Annotated in this window: 11 protein-coding genes and 1 pseudogene; 5 read left to right on the top strand and 7 right to left on the bottom strand. The window is 75.0% G+C overall.

The window, feature by feature from the left end:
- Nucleotides 1-143: pseudogene (locus ACH4B3_RS30155) on the top strand (phosphoenolpyruvate--protein phosphotransferase); the annotation flags it as partial.
- Nucleotides 144-234: 91 nt separating this feature from the next.
- Here ACH4B3_RS30155 and ACH4B3_RS30150 read toward each other — a convergent pair.
- Together ACH4B3_RS30150 and ACH4B3_RS30145 are read right to left on the bottom strand one after the other, a co-directional pair.
- Nucleotides 235-1,155, bottom strand: coding sequence for a hypothetical protein (locus ACH4B3_RS30150; protein ID WP_398468192.1), 921 nt, complete (start codon nucleotides 1,153-1,155; stop codon nucleotides 235-237).
- Between the two features lie 9 nt (nucleotides 1,156-1,164).
- Nucleotides 1,165-2,529, bottom strand: a complete 1,365-nt coding sequence (locus ACH4B3_RS30145) for an MFS transporter (protein ID WP_398468190.1) — start codon at nucleotides 2,527-2,529, stop codon at nucleotides 1,165-1,167.
- A 48-nt stretch (nucleotides 2,530-2,577) separates the two neighbouring features.
- Between ACH4B3_RS30145 and ACH4B3_RS30140 the strand changes: the two genes are divergently transcribed.
- Nucleotides 2,578-3,897: an aminotransferase class I/II-fold pyridoxal phosphate-dependent enzyme gene (locus ACH4B3_RS30140; RefSeq protein ID WP_398468188.1), complete on the top strand. Its 1,320-nt coding sequence runs from the start codon at nucleotides 2,578-2,580 to the stop codon at nucleotides 3,895-3,897.
- 310 nt (nucleotides 3,898-4,207) lie between these two features.
- On the opposite strand, the gene ACH4B3_RS30135 is transcribed toward ACH4B3_RS30140, so the two are convergent.
- Nucleotides 4,208-6,220 (bottom strand): acetoacetate--CoA ligase, encoded by a 2,013-nt coding sequence (locus ACH4B3_RS30135; protein ID WP_398468186.1) that lies wholly within the window; start codon nucleotides 6,218-6,220, stop codon nucleotides 4,208-4,210.
- Between the two features lie 211 nt (nucleotides 6,221-6,431).
- On the opposite strand from ACH4B3_RS30135, the gene ACH4B3_RS30130 reads away from it, so the two are divergent.
- The 3 genes from ACH4B3_RS30130 (at nucleotide 6,432) to ACH4B3_RS30120 (ending at nucleotide 11,669) form a co-directional block, all read left to right on the top strand.
- A complete protein-coding gene (locus ACH4B3_RS30130; RefSeq protein WP_398468185.1) occupies nucleotides 6,432-8,816 on the top strand; it encodes a glycoside hydrolase family 31 protein in 2,385 nt (794 codons plus the stop codon).
- A gap of 85 nt (nucleotides 8,817-8,901) precedes the next feature.
- Nucleotides 8,902-9,708, top strand: a complete 807-nt coding sequence (locus ACH4B3_RS30125) for a M15 family metallopeptidase (protein WP_398468183.1) — start codon at nucleotides 8,902-8,904, stop codon at nucleotides 9,706-9,708.
- Nucleotides 9,709-9,947: 239 nt separating this feature from the next.
- Entirely contained in the window at nucleotides 9,948-11,669 is a 1,722-nt protein-coding gene (locus tag ACH4B3_RS30120) for a GGDEF domain-containing protein (RefSeq protein WP_398468181.1), read from the top strand.
- A gap of 64 nt (nucleotides 11,670-11,733) precedes the next feature.
- Here ACH4B3_RS30120 and ACH4B3_RS30115 read toward each other — a convergent pair whose 3' ends face one another.
- From ACH4B3_RS30115 to ACH4B3_RS30100, 4 genes are read right to left on the bottom strand one after another with little or no spacing between them, the layout of a single operon-like run.
- Entirely contained in the window at nucleotides 11,734-12,327 is a 594-nt protein-coding gene (locus tag ACH4B3_RS30115) for a GTP-binding protein (RefSeq protein WP_398468179.1), read from the bottom strand.
- Nucleotides 12,308-12,694 carry a DUF742 domain-containing protein gene (locus ACH4B3_RS30110; protein WP_398468177.1) on the bottom strand — a complete coding sequence of 129 codons (387 nt, stop codon included), beginning with the start codon at nucleotides 12,692-12,694 and terminating at the stop codon, nucleotides 12,308-12,310. The genes ACH4B3_RS30115 and ACH4B3_RS30110 overlap by 20 nt, the downstream gene beginning before the upstream one ends.
- Before the next feature lie 9 nt (nucleotides 12,695-12,703).
- The gene (locus ACH4B3_RS30105; RefSeq protein WP_398468175.1) at nucleotides 12,704-13,129 is read right to left on the bottom strand and encodes a roadblock/LC7 domain-containing protein; all 426 of its coding nucleotides are present in this window, start codon (nucleotides 13,127-13,129) and stop codon (nucleotides 12,704-12,706) included.
- Complete coding sequence (locus tag ACH4B3_RS30100; RefSeq protein WP_398468174.1) at nucleotides 13,126-15,957, bottom strand: nitrate- and nitrite sensing domain-containing protein; 2,832 nt, start codon at nucleotides 15,955-15,957, stop codon at nucleotides 13,126-13,128. The genes ACH4B3_RS30105 and ACH4B3_RS30100 overlap by 4 nt, the downstream gene beginning before the upstream one ends.
- Nucleotides 15,958-16,304: the final 347 nt, after the last annotated feature.

The following is a 16,304-nucleotide window of genomic DNA, read 5'->3' as shown; positions in this document are numbered from 1 at the left end:
GCGCCACCGCCATCCCCTACGTCCGCGCCACCCTCGCCCAACACACCCTCGCCCAGTGCCAACGCGCCGCCACCGCCGCCCGCGCCACCGACACCTCCGACGAAGCCCGCACCGCCGCCCAAGCCGTCCTCTCCGGCGAATGACCCGGCGGCCGGGCAACCCGGCGGGCCGGCCGGAGGGTCCGCGGGCTCCGGCCGGAACGCGGCGGGTGCCGGCCGCCGTGGGGGCGCGGTGTCACTCCGCTCCCGGCCGCCTCAGCGGGAAGCCGGCGCGGTAGTCCACGCCGGGCTCGGGTGGGACGGGTTCCCCGGTCAGGGCGTCGGTGCAGTAGGCGGCGAAGACCTCGGCCTCGCTGAGCGGTCGCAGCCACCCGTCGTCCAGGGCCCAGCCGCGGACGGTGTCCGGCAGGCCGTCGACGCTGGTCCGCAGCACCACGCCGGCGGGGCTGCCGGTCGCGATGCCGGCGGCCAGCACGGTGCTGAACACCAGGGCGTCCGACTCGCCCAGCCGCGGTGTCCCGGCGGCGCCGGCCGGGGTGCGGGGCACCGTGGCGGAGAGGGCGGCGAGCAGCGAGGTGGACCGGGCGGGCACGCTGCACACCAGATGCTGCTCCCCCGGCCCGGCCGCCTCCAGCAGCCCGCGGAGCAGTTCACCGGCCTGGCGGAAGGCCGCGTCGCCGAGGTCCGTCCCGCAGTCGGGGCAGTCACCGGCGCGGACCAGCAGTTCGGTCGCGGCGTCGAAGGCGGCCCGGCGGGTGACCGCGTCCAGCAGTTCCGGGAGCAGTTCGCCGACGGGCTGGCCCGCATAGGTCACGGTGCCGCCGCCGGCGGCGACCTCGGCGACGTACCGGGTTCGGCTGCCCGCCGAGTCGGGGTCGATCCGGGTGTCCGCGCAGTACCGCGCGTACTCGGCCGGGTCGAAGAGCGCGACGGTGGTGTGCACCTCGTGCGTGGCGAGCTCCCGTAAGAGCCCTTCGACCTGCCGCAGATAGCTCGGATGGTCGTCGAAGGCGAACGAGGTGTACCGGCGCATGGCCGCGAAGTCCTCCTCGGCGGCGAGCAGTGCCACGGTGCTGGGCACCTCGCGGCGGAGCGCGTGCCGGGTGCCGCGCCGGTTCCCCCGCCGCCGCTCCCCGCGGTCGTCGATGGGTGCCATGTTTCCCCCTCAGTGCGTGGGTGATCGATGCTCACTCACAGTAACCGGGGGGTCTGACAACGCCGGGCCGGTCCGGCCGCGCACCAGGCGGTGCTGGGCCAGGCAGGTCGCCGCGAGGGCTCCGCCGAGGCCGAGCCAGCCGACCGGTCCGACCGCGATGGCCCCGGTGACGGCGAGCGGGCCGGCGCTGCGCTGCACCGCCTGGCTGAGGCTGTGGACGCCGAGGTACGCGCCCTGTGCCTCGGCGGGTGCCAGGGACACGGAGAGTTCCCAGGAGATGGCCGCGTGCAGGATCTCGGCGAGGGTGAAGGCGGTGGCCGCGAGGATCAGCGCGGTGCAGGCGAGCCACACGGGTTCGGCGGCGGACGCGGCGAGCGCGAGGGCGCCGGCGAGGCAGACCGCACCGAGCGGGAGCAGGGCCCGCCGGGCGGCGGCGGGGGTGGTGCCGAAGCGGGCGAACGGCACCTGGAGGAGCACCACGAGGACGTTGTTGAGGACGAGCAGCAGGGGGGCCAGGCCGTGCGGGGCGGTGGTGGCGGTGACGGTCCACAGCGGCAGTCCGACCTTGAAGACGGAGTCGTCGAGGCAGAGGACGGCGTCGGTGGCGGTGTAGAGCAGATAGGGGCGGTCGCGCCAGGGGGTGGTGCGCCGGACCGGCGCGGGTTCGGCGCCGGTTGCGGGGGCCGGCCGTCCTTCGGCCGCCGGGGTGGCGACGGGCCCGTCCGGGGTGGTTCCGGCGGCGGGGCGGGGGCCGGCGGCGACGACGCGGGCGGCGGACGGGGGTTCGTGGCAGCGGAGGGTGAGCAGCGCGGCGAGGACGAAGGAGAGGCCGTCGCCGACGAGCAGGCAGCGGTAGACGGTCGTGGTGCCGACGGTGAGGGCGGCCGCGGCGGCGAGGCCGCCGACGGCCCAGCCCAGGTTGGCGACGGTGCGGTTGACGGCCTGGTAGCGGGCGCGTTCGGGGCCGGCGACCCGGGTCGCGTAGAGCTTGGTGAGGACCGACGCGGCCCGGTCGCCCAGACTGCCGACCGCGGTGATCGCGATGAGCGGCCACAGGTCGGTGGTGGTGAGCAGGGCCAGTGCGGCGGCGGCGCGCACGGCCTGCACGGTGACCAGCAGGGGGCGCAGCGGCAGGCGGTCGGCGAGGTGTCCGCCCAGCGGCGGGCCGGCGATGCCGACGGCGCCCGAGACGCCGAGCATCAGGCCGATCTCGGCGGTGCCGAGATCGGCGACGTAGGTGAAGTACAGGACCGCGGTCGCCGCCCACAGGCCGGAGCCGATCCGGTCGACGAGGGTGACGGCGAGCATGCGGCGGCCGTCGGGGCCGCCGGGGACGCGATCGCGGAGCGCGGTGGGTCCGAGAAGCCGGCGCACCAGAGTTCCCCCTTGACATCAATTTTGTATTGATACATTCTGTTCTCTGTGGCGATACAATATGAGATCACCGGTACGAACGCCAAGGGGATCGCCGCGTCCGTCGAGCGCGGGGTGGCCGAGGGCGGTCTGCCGCCGGGCACCCTGCTGCCGCCGGTGCGCCGGCTCGCCGAGCGGCTGGGGGTGAGCCCCGGCACCGTCGCGGCGACGTACAAGGAGCTGCGCAGGCGCGGCATCGTGGTCACCCACGGCCGGGGCGGCACGGTCGTCGCCGCGGCGCCGGCGATCGCCTCGCGCCGGCCGCCGGTGGTGCCGGAGGGCGTGCGCGACCTGGCCGGCGGCCACCCCGACGCGGGGTTCCTGCCCGCCCTGCTGCCGCCGGCCCGCCTCTCCCCCGGCGCGCGTTCCCACCGGGCCTCGCCCCGCATGGCGCCGCTGGAGCAGCTCGCCCGGGACTGGTTCGAGGCCGACGGCGTCCCGGCGGACCACGTCACCTTCGCGCACGGCGCACTGGACTGCGCGGCACGGCTGCTCTCGGTCGAGCTGCGGCCGGGCGACCCGGTGGCGATGGAGGACCCCGGCTACCACCACCTGCTGGACCTGGTCGCGGCCCTCGGGCTGCGCAGTGTGCCGGTGGCGGTCGACGACGAGGGCATGCGGCCGGAGGCGCTGCGCGGCGCACTGAAGGCCGGTGCCCGGGCGGTGATCTGCAGCCCGCGGTCGCAGAACCCGTACGGCGGCTGCTTCTCCCGCGCCCGCCGCGACGCGCTGGCGGAGGTGGTGGCGGCGGCGCCGGAGGTGCTGGTCATCGAGAACGACCACGCGGCGGACATCGCCGGGGCCCCGCTGCACACCCTGACCTCCGCCGGGCTGCCGCGCTGGGCCCAGGTGCGCACCGTCACCAAGTACCTCGGGACGGACCTGCGGTGGGCCGCGGTCGCCTGCGACGCCGCCACGCTCGCCCGGCACGACGGACGGCTGCTGCTCACCTCGGGCTGGGTGAGCCATGTGCTCCAGGAGACGGTGACCCGGCTGATGACCGATCCGGCGACGCACGACCTGGTGCGCCGGGCGCGCGACGCCTACGCGGAGCGGCGGTCGGCGCTGGTGGCCGCGCTGGCCGGGTACGGGGTGGACGCGCACGGGGCGAGCGGGCTGAACGTGTGGGTGCCGGTGCGCGACGAGGCGGCGGCGGTCAACGGGTTGCGGACGCGGGGCTGGTGGGTGGCCGCCGGAGCGCGCTTCCGGCTCGCCGCGCCCCCCGGGGTGCGGATCACCACCGCGGAGCTGCCGCCGGAGGACGGGGCTCGGCTGGCGGCGGACTTCGCCGCGGTACTGGCGGAGTCACAGGCGACGTACGGGGGGTGAGCCGGTGCCGGGCGCCCCGGGACCGGCGCACCGGACGCCGTCGCCGGGCCCGCTCCGGCGGCGCGCCCGGCGACGGTCGCCCGGGGGCCGGCGAGGCCCGGCCGCGGTTGCCCGGCCGGTGTCGGCGCGGGCCGGGTGACCCGGCCGGGATCGGCACGCCCGGCGGCAGGTCGGCCGGCGGGCCCCCGGCGCCGGAGGCCGGCCGGACCGGCGCGGGCGGCCGCGGCTCCCCGGCCGGGGCCGGCGGGACCAGGCCCTGCCCGGCGGGCGGACGGGCCCGCGGGCGGCTCCGGCGGCCGGGGCCGGACCGTCAGCGCCCGCCGCGCTCCCGGGCGATGCGCTCGTAGAAGCGGAGCAGTTCGAGGTTGTCGACCGAGCCCGGATTGACCGCCTTGTCCAGTGCGGTGCCCTGCATCAGCCGCTTGACCGGGACCTCGATGCGCTTGCCGGTGAGGGTGTGCGGCACCCCGGGCACCTCGATCACCTCGTCCGGCACGTGCCGCGGCGAGAGTTGTTCGCGGATGGTGTGCTTGATCCGGTCCCGCAGCGCGTCGTCCAGCACCGCGCCCTCGGCGAGGTGGACGAAGAGCGGCATCCAGTAGCCGCCGTCGGGCTGTTCCACGCCCAGCACCAGGGACTCGCGGATCTCCGGGAGCCGTTCGACCGCCTCGTAGATGTCGGCGGAACCCATCCGGACGCCCTGCCGGTTGAGCGTGGAGTCCGACCGGCCGTGGATGACCACGCTGCCGCGCGAGGTGAGCGTGATCCAGTCGCCGTGCCGCCAGACGCCCGGGAACATCTCGAAGTAGCTGTCCCGGTAGCGGCTGCCGTCCGGGTCGTTCCAGAAGTGGATCGGCATGGAGGGCATCGGGCGGGTGACCACCAGCTCGCCCACCTCGTCGGTGACCGGCTTGCCGTGCGGGTCCCAGGCCTGCAGGTCGGTGCCGAGACCGGGCGCCTGCAGCTCGCCGATGTACACCGGCAGGGTGGGCACCGCGCCGGCGAAGCAGCTGCACACGTCGGTGCCGCCGCTGACCGAGGCGATCCACATGTCCTCGGCCACCTCGTCGTGGATCCAGCGGAAGCCGTCCGGAGGCAGCGGGGATCCGGTGGTGGCGACGCAGGTGACCCGGGAGAGGTCGAAGTCGCGGGCGGGCCGCACGCCCTTCTTGCGGCAGGCCATGATGTACGCGGCGGAGGTCCCGTAGAAGGTGGTGCCGGTGCGTTCGGCCACCCGCCACTGGGCCCCGGTGTCCGGATGGCCGGGGCTGCCGTCGTAGAGCACCACGGTGGAGCCGACCAGCAGGCCGGAGACGAGGAAGTTCCACATCATCCAGCCGGTCGAGGTGTACCAGAAGAACCGGTCGTCCGGGCCGAGGTCGGTGTGGAGGCCGAGCTGCTTCAGGTGCTCCAGGAGGATGCCGCCCTGGGACTGGACGATCGCCTTGGGCAGCCCGGTGGTGCCGGAGGAGTACAGCACCCACAGCGGGTGGTCGAAGGGCACCTGCTCGAACACCGGCACCGTCGCCTCGCCCGCCACCGCGTCCCACTCCAGCGCTCCCTCGGGCGCCGGGGTGCCGAGCAGCGGGATGTGCACCACGGCGCGGAGCGTGGGCAGCTCGCGGCGGAGTTCGGCCACCGTGTCCGTGCGGTCGTGCTCCTTGCCGCCGTAGCGGTAGCCGTCGACGGTGAACAGCACGACCGGCTCGACCTGCTGGAAGCGGTCCAGCACGCTGCGGGCGCCGAAGTCCGGCGCGCAGGAGGTCCACACCGCGCCGACGGCGGCGGTGGCCAGCAGGGCGACGGTGGCCTGCGGGATGTTGGGGAGGTAGCCGCTGACCCGGTCGCCGGGCCGCACCCCGAGCCGGCGCAGGGCGGCGGCCACCGAGCCCACCTGGTCCCGCAGCTCGGCCCAGCCGACCGGCCGCGGCTCATGGGTCTCGTCCACGTACAGCAGGGCCGGCTCGGTGGCGCGCGCGGGATCCTCGGCGGCGCGCAGCGCGTGCTCGGCGTAGTTGAGGGTGGCGCCGGGGAACCAGGTCGCGCCCGGCATCCCGGAGTCACCGAGAACGGACCGGTACGGCGTGCCGAAGCGGACGTCGAACCACTCGGCGACCGCCTGCCAGAACCGCTCCAGCTCCTCGACGGACCAGCGGTGCAGGGCGGCGTAGCCGGCCACCGGGTCACCGGGGATCGCGGCGGGCGCGCCGTACCGCTCGGCCGCCCACTTCTGGAACCGGGTGAGCTGGGCGCCGGCGATCCGGTCGTCGCCGGGCCGCCACAGGGGTTCCGGCTGGGTGGCGGGCTGCGGTTCGGTCGTCATCATCGGCTCCCGGGGCTGTACGCGTCGTGTGCGTCGCACGCGCACGCGAAGGGTGTGCGCGTGACGCGGCTCAGCAGACGATGCCATGCGATCACCCCGCGCACCAGGGCCGCCACCCCACAGACGGGAATCACACGATGTGGGCGGACCATGGGTGAACGGCAGTTGAACGCGGCCCGTTCCGCGGTCCGGCGATGGCAGGCTGAGCAGCATGGATGCGCGGGACCTGGTGCGGTCGGTGAGGGTGGTCGGTTCGGCTCGGGGGCTGCGGTCGGTGCGGTCGGCCTGGCGGCGCCGCCGGGCCGACGTGGCCGCGCTGCCGCCGCGGGGCACGGAGCGCGCCCGGGTACCGGGGCCGGCCCAGGGCGCCGACCCCCAGCCGGGCGGCGGGGTGGTCCGGTTCACGCGGTCCTCGTTGCGGGTGCGGGTGGCCGCGGGGGGCGCGGTGTTCTGCGGCTGGGACGGCGCCGGTCCCGAGCCGTCGTACGCGCTCGCGGGCCCGTGTCCGGAGGTGGACGAGCGGGCGGTGCTGGAGCCGGACACCGACGGCGGCTGGCGGGTGGTCTCCGAGCGGGTGACGGTCGCCGTCTCCCGGCTGGGGGCGGTGGAGGTGCGCACCCCCGGCGGGGTGGTGCTGCGCCGGGACCTGCCGCCGCGCTGGTGGGAGCCGTCCGGCGACCGGTCCGTCCCGGCCCCCGGGCCCGGCGGTCCGGCGGGTGAGATGGCCGGCGCGCGGTGGATGCAGCGGTCGGAGGTCCCCGCGGACGCCCGGTTCTTCGGGCTGGGCGGCCGGTCCGCGGGGCCCCGGCTGCGGGACGGCTCGTACCGGCTGTGGAACACCGGGCCCGAGGGTGGCTTCGGGCCCGGGGACGACCCGCTGCACCTGACCATGCCGGTGCAGCTGGTGGTCGCGGACGCGGGCACCCACCTGGTGTTCCACGACAACTCCTGGGACGGCACGGTCACCCTGGCCGAGGGCGAGGAGGGCAACGGGTCGGGGCACGACCGGCCCGGGCGGTGCGGGCTGCGGATGGACGGCGGTCCGCTGCGCTACTGGGTGATCGTGGGCACCCCGGCCCGGGTGCTGCACGGCTGGACGGCGCTCACCGGCGCCCCGGTGCTGCCGCCGCCCTGGGCGCTGGGCCACCACCACGGCGGGTCCGGGTTCGGCGACGAGGCGGAGGTGCGGCGGGTGGTGGCGGGCTACCGGGAGCGCGACCTCCCGCTGTCCGGGCTCCACCTGGACCTCGACGTCCGCCAGGGGCACCGGCCGTTCACCGTCGACACCGGCCGGTTCCCCGACCTGCCGGGGCTGGCCGCCCGGTTGCGGGCGGACGGGGTGCGGCTGGTGTCGAGCGTCGACCCGGCGGTGGGGGCGCAGCCGGGCGGCGCCGTGTACGACGGCGGGACGCGGGAGGACGTGTTCGTGCGCGACGCCCGGGGGCGGGTGGTGCGCGGGATGGGCCGGCCGGGCGAGGCGGTGTTCCCGGACTTCACCGACCCGAGGGTGCGCAAGTGGTGGGGCGGGCTGTACCCGGAGCTGCTGGCGCAGGGCTTCTCCGGGGTCTGCCACGACCGGTGCGAACCGGTGTCGTCGGTGGCCTTCGGCGAGCGGACCCTGCCCCGCTCGGCCCGGCACGACCTGGAGGGCCGGGGCGGCGACCACCGTGCGGCGCACAACCTGTACGCGCTGGCGATGGCCCGCGCCGGGTACGAGGCGCTGCGCGAGCACCGTCCCGCGGCCCGCCCGTTCCTGCTGTCCCGGTCCGGCTGGGCCGGGTTGCAGCGGTACGGGGGCAGCTGGTCCGGTGAGGTGGCCACCGGCTGGCCCGGGCTGCGGGCCTCGCTCTCCTCGGTGCTGGGGCTCGGGTTGTGCGGGGTGCCGTACTCGGGGCCGGACGTCGGCGGCACCGGTGGCGTCCCCTCCCCCGAGCTGTACCTGCGCTGGTTCCAGCTGGCGGCGTATCTCCCGCTGTTCCGGACCCGGGCGGAGCCGGGGGGCGGGCGGCGGGAGCCGTGGGAGTTCGGCCCCGAGGTGCTGGCGCACGCCGCGGCGGCGCTGCGGGAGCGGCAGCGGCTGATGCCGTACTTCCTCACCCTGGCGCATGTGGCGCGGCGGTCCGGCGCCCCCTACGTGCGGCCGGTGTGGTGGCGGCAGCCGCAGGACCGCGCGCTGCGCGACTGCGAGGACGCGTTCCTGCTGGGCGATTCGCTGCTGGTCGCCCCGGCGCTGGCCGAGGGGGTGCGGGAGCGGTCGGTGCCGCTGCCGCGCGGACGGTGGTACGAGACGGCGAGCGGGCGGGTCCACGAGGGGCCCGGCCGGGTGCGGGTGGCCGCTCCGACGGCGCACCCCGCGGTGCTGGCGCGGGCCGGTTCGGTGCTGCCGGTGGTGGGCGCGGACGGCGCGGTGGAACTGGAGGTGTGGCCGCCCGCGCCGGGGCGCAGCGGGGGCGGGCTGCTGATCACCGATCCGGGCGACGGCGGGGACCAGCCGTCGGTGGCGCGGTTCACCACCCGGCTGCGGGAGGGGCGGCTGGTGGTGGAGCAGGAGGGGGCGGACGAGGTCGGCTTCCGGGTGCGGGTGCGCGGCGGGTAGGCCGGCCGCGGCCCGGACCGCCGCTCCCGCCCCGGGGCGGGAGCGGTCTTGTCGTGCGCACCGAGGACTGGTACGTGAGAGGGTCATGTCACGTCTCGCCGCCGCGCTCCGCGCGCTCGTCCTGCCCGTCGCCGCTCTGCTCACCGCGGTGGCCGCGCCCGCCCCGGCCCAGGCGCGGCCGGAACCGAAGGCACCGCGGGAGTTCGTCGCCCTCAGCGCCGTGGACCCGACCATCGTGCAGGAGATCCGCTACCTCACCCCGCACAACTTCACCGGCCGTCCGATCGACGGGTACCGGGAGCCGGTCTGCCTGCTGACCCGGCCGGCCGCGGAGGCCCTGCGCACCGCGCAGCGCACCCTGCTGCGGCGCGGCTACACCCTCAAGGTGTACGACTGCTACCGGCCGCAGCGCGCGGTCGACCACTTCGTCGCCTGGGCCCGGGACCTGGACGACCAGGTCATGAAGGAGGAGTTCTACCCGGACGTGGACAAGTCCCGGCTGTTCCTGGACGGGTACATCGCGGAGAAGTCGGGGCACAGCCGGGGCAGCACCACGGACGTGACGATCGTGAAGCTGCCGGTGGTACCGACCCGCCCGTATGTGCCGGGTGAGCCGCTGGTGCGCTGCTACGAGCCGCAGGAGCGGCGGTTCCCCGACAACTCGGTGGACATGGGGACCGGTTTCGACTGCTTCGACACGCTGTCCCACACCCTCGACCCCCGCATCCGGGGTGAGCAGCGGGCGAACCGGACGCTGCTGAAGGAGACCCTGGAGAAGGTGGGGTTCGTCAATCTGGCGGAGGAGTGGTGGCACTACACCTACCGGCCGGAGCCGTTCCCGGACACCTACTTCGACTTCCCGGTCTCCCGGCGGTCACTCGCCCGCCACTAGCCGCCGACCGGCCGGCGGCACCCCGCACGACCTGCGGTGACCGGCCGGATGGAGCCACCCCCGTAAGCCCCGTCCGGCCGGTCACTTCATCTGGACGCAGCGTTCGCCGGGATGGTTGCGCTTTCCGGCCGGTGGCTCGGGGACGGGGGCGCGCGGTGTCCGTGCGCACTCCGGAAAGGCGCGTGAACTCCGCGTGAACCACGCTCCCGCACCGTCGAGTACACGCCATTCTGACTGCCGTGACCTCCAGGACGGACGACATCGGATTCGCCTACCAGCCTGTCGTGAACCTCTCGACCGCCTCGGTCACGGCGCTGGAGATACTGGCGCGTCCGGAAACCGGCGAGGTGCTGGCCGCCGCGCGGCTCGATCCGCGGGTCGACACCGAACTGGCCGGGATGGCGGTGCGCGCCGCGGGGCGCGACCGGGTCCTGCTGCCGCTGCATGTGAACCTCTTCGCCTCCACCGTGGCCGCCGCGCCGCGGCTGGCCGCCCTGGGCCGGGCGGTGCGGGAGGCGGGGCGCAGTCCCTGGGAGATCACCATCGACCTGGGGCCGCCGTACGCTCCGGTGCCGCAGGCGGATCTGCTGGCGGGGGTGCGCACGCTGCGCGAGCTGGGGTACCGGGTCTGCGCGGACGGGGTGGGCGATGGTGACGTACCGCTGAGGCTGCTCACCCGGCTCGCCCCCGACCTGGTGAAACTGGACCCGTCGCTGGTGGCGGAGGTGCCCCGGGACGCGGCCGCGCGGGCGGCGGTGGCCGCGATGCGGGAGTTGTGCGACGGCCTGGGCGCGCTGCTGGCCGCCGAGGGGGTGGAGACCGAGCGGCAGTGCGCCGCGGCGCGCGAGGCCGGCGCGCAGCTGGCGCAGGGCAACCTCTTCGCGCCACCCGCGCGCCGCCCGGTGACCGAGGTCCACCGTCCCTCGGCGCCCGCCCCGGCCGGCCCGGCGGACCCGCGCGGGCCGCGGATCGCGCAGTTCGTGCAGCCCGCCGCGCTGCTTCCGCTGTCGGTGTCCGCCGGCCAGGTGCGGGCGCTGCTCACCGGGTCGCCGGGGATCGCCGGGGTGGTGCTGGTCGACGGGGACGGCGTTCCGGTGCGGGCGGTGCACCGCGACCGGTTCCTGCTGTCGCTGTCCGGGCGCTACGGCCACGCGCTGTACGCGGACCGGCCGGCGGTGCGGCTGGCCGACTGCCCGCGCACGGTGCCCCTCGACGCCACCGCCTGGGAGGCGCTGGACGTGGTGGCGGCCGACGCCCGCTCCCGGACCGCCGACGACGTGGCGGTGGTGGACGGCGCGGGGCGCTGCGTGGGAGTGGTGCATCTGGCCGACATCGTGCGGGCGTTGGCGGAGACCCGAGTGGAGGAGGCCGCGCGGCTCAACCCGCTGACCCGGCTGCCGGGTTCCGACATGGTCAACACCGAGGTGGACCGGCGGATCGCCGACGGGCGGGCGTTCGCCCTGAGCTGGCTGGACGTGGACGGTTTCAAGCAGGTCAACGACGGGGCGGGGTTCGCGGCGGGGGACGAGCTGATCCGGTCGGTGGGCCGGGCGCTGGCCGACGCGGCCGCGGGGCGGCGGGCCGCCAGGGTGGGGCACATCGGCGGCGACGACTTCCTCGTCCTCACCGATCCGGACGGCCCCGAGGGCCCGGACCCGATCGCCACCGCGGTGCTGGACGCCTCGTGGTCGGCGGGCGGGCTGCCGGTGACCATGTCGCTCGCCACGGTGGTCTGCCCGCCGGGCAGCCTCACCGACCACCGTCAGGCCGCGGCCTGTCTGGCCCCGCTGAAGAAGGCCGCCAAGGCGCTGCGCGGGCCCAGCTGGGTGCTGGGGCGTCCGGGGTCGGCGGTCCGTGAGGTGCGGTGCGGGCACCGGGGGCGGGCGGCTGCCACGGGGGCGGCGCCGGTCCTCGGGGAGGCACCGGGGCCCGCCGGCGTGGCGGACGCGGCCTGCGGATGACCCCGGCCCGCACCCTGGGGCGGGTACGGGCCGCATCACCGGGCCCCGCGGGACCCGGTCCGGTTCACCGCCGGGCGGCGGAGACCATCATGGCGTGCTCCACGACCGAGATGAGCACCTCCTTGACGGAGTCCCGGTGCCGTGCGTCGCAGAGGATGACGGGGGTCTGCGGGTCGAGGTCGAGTGCGTCCCGCACCGCCTCCTCCGGGTAACGGGGGGCGGCGTCGAAGCAGTTGACGGCCACCGTGAAGGCGATGCCCCGCCGCTCGAAGTAGTCGACCGCGGCGAAGCAGTCCTGGAGCCGGCGGGTGTCCGCGAGGACCACCGCGCCGAGCGCACCGGTGGACAGCTCGTCCCACAGGAACCAGAAGCGGTCCTGGCCGGGGGTACCGAACAGGTACAGCACCAGGTCCTCGCGGAGCGTGATGCGCCCGAAGTCCATGGCGACGGTGGTGGTGCGTTTGCCCTCCACCCCGGCCAGGTCGTCGACCGGCCGCCCCGCCTCGGTGAGCAGTTCCTCGGTTCGCAGCGGCTTGATCTCGCTGACCGCTCCCACCATGGTCGTCTTGCCCGCACCGAACCCACCTGCCACCAGGATCTTCAGTGTCACCGGGTCGACCACCTGGGTCAGGTCACGGTCAGAGTGCCCGTAGACCATTGATCACCTCGCGCAGAATCCTCTCGTCCGGCAGCTCTGCCGGAGGAACGGGCCGGGACACGCGGACCAGCGCCGCGTGCAGCAGGTCGCCGATGAGCACCCGGACCACCCCGACCGGAAGGTCGAGTTCGGCGGCCAGCTCAGCGACGGACAGGGGGGTGTCCCGGCTCAGTTCGACGATGTCGATGTGTTCCGGGGATAGTGTCTGGTCGGTGACCGACCGTCTGTCCACACGGTCGGCGACGACGACCGCGATGAGATCGAGCTTTCCCTCGGCGGCGCTGCGGGTACGGCCGCGAGTCATGGCGTACGGCCGGACCACGGGTCCCGCCGCGTCGTCGAACCAGCCCTCCGCGTCCTCCGTCATGTCACTCCGTCACCCGCCGGAGCGTGGGGCGGTGCCCAGATGCACGCCCACGCGCTTGACCAGGAGCGTCATCTCGTACGCGACCTGGCCGACGTCAGAGTCGGCGTCGGCGAGCACGGCCAGGCAGCTGCCGTCACCGGCGGCGGTGACGAACAGGAAGGCGTCGTCGAGCTCGACGATGGTCTGGCGCACCCGTCCGACGTCGAAGTGGCGCCCGACGCCCTTGGCGAGGCTGTGGAAGCCGGAGGCGACGGCGGCCAGGTGCTCCCCGTCCTCGCGCGACAGGTCCCGCGACCCGCCGGTGGGGAGCCCGTCCCCGGACAGCACCAGCGCCTTGCGGATGCTGCCCACCCGTCCGACCAGCTCGTCGAGCAGCCAGTTCAACTCCCCCGACCGTGCGGTTGCGTTGCGGGCCGCGGCGTTCGGTGTGGTCATCGACCGTCCCCCTCGTAGTTCGTTCCAGGTGCTATCTGCTCCTGACCTCCGAGTGTGTCGGAGGTCTGCCGCCGGCCGCGCTGCCAGCCCCGTTGGAGCGAGGCCATGGTGGCCCGCGCCTGCTCGGCATCGCGTTCCGGATCGGTCTCGGCAGGGTATCGCTCCGCCTCCGCGTGCGGGGCGGGGTCGTTCTTCAGCTGCGGGGCGAGGTTCGCCTGCCGGACGCGCCGGGGCAGACCGGGCGCCGCGGCTCCTGGCACGGGCATGGTGGGCTCCTCGTTCGCCGGTGGCTGGGCGGCCGGCGTGGCCCAGGTCGGAGCGGACGGCTGCGAGGCGCGCGGCTGCGAGTGCCGGCCCTGGGGCTGGGCGGGCCGCGCGGGGGGCGGCGCCGGCTGGGCGGCGTGCGGGTCCCAGCCCTGTTCCCGCTCGTCCCGGGGCGGGCCGGCGTGGCGGCCGGTGGAGCGGGGGCCGCCCACCCGGCGTCCGTTGTCGGAGACGAGCACGGGCGGTACCCGGCGGGGCAGCGGTGCCGGCCCGGCGTCCGGGGCGCCTCCCGCCGGAGGCCGCGGCAGGGCCGGGGCGGGTCCCTCGGGGGCCTGCTGGTGCTCGGGCGAGGGGACGGGCAGCTGCTGGACCGGCTGGACCGGTGGCTGGGGCGCGGGCGGGGGCGCCGAGGGCAGTCCGCGGCTGCGGAACAGGCCGCCCGCCTCCTCGTCGTCCTCCAGCGCGTCCGGCGCGGGGCCGCGGCCCGGCTTCGGACCGAACGGGGAGGCCGAGGAGACCGGGGCCTCCAGTTCGACCGGCCCGTCCAGCAGCAGCGAGGAGTTGCGTGCCGCGTGGTCGGGGAAGAGCGAGGGGACGTCGCCGGCGGTCCGGGAGTCCGCGTCCGCGCCGGCCGGGTCCTCGTCGAAGCCGCCGGTGTCCGGCTCCCCGTCGTCGGTGAGCAGCTTGCCGGGGATGAGCAGCACCGCGGTGGTACCGCCGTACGGCGAGGGCTGCAGCGAGACCTTGACGCCCTGCCGCTGGGCGAGCCGGCTGACCACGAACAGGCCCAGCCGGTCGGTGTCGGACAGTTCGAAGTCCGGGGTCTCGGCGAGGCGGAGGTTCGCCTCCAGCAGCGCCTCCGGCGCCATGCCCAGGCCGCGGTCGTGGATCTCCAGGGTGAACCCGTTGGCGACCCGCTCGCCGAGCACCTGCACCGCGGTGTGCGGCGGCGAGAACACCGTGGCGTTCTCCAGCAGTTCGGCGATGAGGTGGGTGAGGTCGGCGACGGCGGGGCCGTTGACGGCCAGCCGCGGCAGCCGCCGGACCTCGATCCGCTCGTAGTCCTCGACCTCCGCGACGGCGGCCCGGACCACGTCCATCAGCTGGATCGGCTTGCGCCACTGCCGCGAGGGGGCCGCGCCGGAGAGGATGACCAGACCCTCGGCGTGCCGCCGCATACGGGTGGTCATGTGGTCCAGGCGGAACAGGTCGGCGAGCTCGTCGGTGTCCTCGGTGCGCCGCTCCATCTCGTCCAGCAGGGTCAGCTGACGGTGCAGCAGCACCTGGCTGCGGCGGGCGAGGTTCACGAAGACCTCGGAGACGCCGTGCCGGAGTTCGGCCTGCTTCACTGCGGCCTCGACCGCGGCGCGCTGCACGGTGTTGAGGGCCTGGCCCACCTGGCCCATCTCGTCGTTGCCGTAGCTCAGCCGGGGGGCCTCGGTCTCGATGTCGACCTGCTCCCCGGCGCCGAGGCGGCGCATGACGCTGGGCAGCCGGACGGTGGCGACCTCCTGGGCGTCCTTGCGCAGCTGCGACAGGTCGCGGATGAGCGCCCGGCCGATGCGGAAGGACACGAAGATCGAGGCGGCCAGCGCGAGGAAGCCGAGGATGCCGGCCGCGCCGGCCTGGATCAGGACGCTCTCGGCCTCGGGCTCGACGCGGTCCTGGAAGCGGTCCATGGCGGCGCTGTTGAGGGTGTCGAGGTCGTTGAGGACCGGCTTGGCGGCCTTGTCCCAGCGCTCCTGGTTCATCACCTTCAGCGCGTTCGCCGCCCCGGCCTTGAAGATGGCGTCCTCGGCCTGGCGCAGCCCCTCGGGCGCGGCGGTGGTCTTCCGGTAGGTGAGGAAGACCTTCTGCTCGGAGCTGGGCAGCACCGGCATGTTGGTGGCCTGGATCAGGTTGCGCTCGGCGATCAGGTCGGAGAGCGCGCGCAGGGTGGCGGCGTCGATCTTCTGCGCGGTGAGCGCCGCGGTGTACAGGGAGTCCTCGCGGGCGAGTGCCTCCCGGCCGCGGATCATCGCGACCAGGGCCCGCCCCTGCTTGTCCAGGTCGGCGTTGGGCACCGCGTGCAGGGAGCTGCGGAAGTTGTAGCAGAGGTCGACGAGGCCGTTGTAGTAGTCGTAGGCGTCGCGGCGGCTGATGCCCCGGTCGTCGATCTGGCGGCGCAGGTTCTCCAGGCCGTCGGCCTTCTCCAGGATCGTGCTGAGCTGGGTCCTGGCGTCCCCGCTCATCTTGTCGAGCGTGTCCTCGTGCTCGGCGTTCCCGCGGAGTTTCTCGACGACCCGGTTGGTCTCCTGCTGCCGGGCGTGGAGCACGGTGAGGGCGTCGGACTGACTGGGGTCGGCCAGGTAGATCAGCGCTTGCCGCCGCTCCTTCTGGATCGCGTGCACGGTGTCCTCGACCGGATACCCGACATCGTCCACGATGTCCGCAGCGTCCAGCAGCTGCATCGCCTCACGACCGGTGATCACTGTAGCGAACGCCCAGATTGCCGTCAGTGAGACGAGCGGCACCAGCAACAGCGCCACGATCTTCCTGCGGATGGATTTCCCGCGAAAGCGCATGGCCTCCCCAACGTCAACCCCGAAACACGGGGGCGTAGTTCCGACAACAAGCGGCGTGAGCCTACTACCGTGAGTCGGCCGGCTCGAAGACACGTCCGGGCGGCCGGGCACCAGCGTGGACGATCTTGATCACGATGTGTCCGGTGATGAACCGACTTACCCCCCGTCCGGCCGCGCGTGCCGGGCCGCCGTTCCAGCGGAGTTCCGTTCCAGGTCTGGCTGAATATCCCCTCCCCACCGGAACCATCCGCCACTGTCTTTCGTGCCTCGACAAGGGAGACTGGGGGGAATAGGACCCATGTCCGGCTTTTGGAATCGGGTGGACCGGGGCAGCCACCGAGAGAGGT

The sequence above is a fragment of the Streptomyces sp. NPDC018031 genome, from assembly GCF_044327625.1.
GTDB lineage: Bacteria > Actinomycetota > Actinomycetes > Streptomycetales > Streptomycetaceae > Streptomyces.
Note: the sequence above shows the minus strand (reverse complement) of the source record. Positions and strands in the feature narration are given on the sequence as shown.